The organism is Bacillus sp. SIMBA_008 (assembly GCF_046535495.1).
Lineage (GTDB): Bacteria > Bacillota > Bacilli > Bacillales > Bacillaceae > Bacillus > Bacillus subtilis.
Window position 1 is genome coordinate 1 of the sequence record NZ_JAWRWL010000603.1, and the last position, 265, is coordinate 265.

Below are 265 nucleotides of genomic sequence, written 5' to 3' on the forward strand. Positions count from 1 at the left end.
CTGTTGATCAGTGAACTCGACCAGTTGCCGGACAAGTTCCGCCGCACGTGCGAACAGAATCAGCGTGAGTACGTCGCGTTGTGGGTCAAGATGCTCGACGACGTTCGTCCGGGGCTCGAACCCGCGACGGCCAGAATAACCGTCAATGCCGCATTGACCGTTGTGGAAAACGCGGTGCGTATCGGCCGGCTACGTCGTCGTGAAGACCTGCCTGAGCGCCTGTTCGAGATCGGCTCCGCAGTTCTGCTGGGCGGCTAGTCGAGAG

General features: G+C 60.8%; 1 protein-coding gene. It reads left to right on the top strand.

All coding sequences use genetic code 11. The features are described from left to right. On the top strand, positions 1-258 hold a 258-nt coding region (locus SB658_RS24595), incomplete at its 5' end, for a hypothetical protein (RefSeq protein WP_486308215.1). Between the last annotated feature and the right edge of the window lie 7 nt (positions 259-265).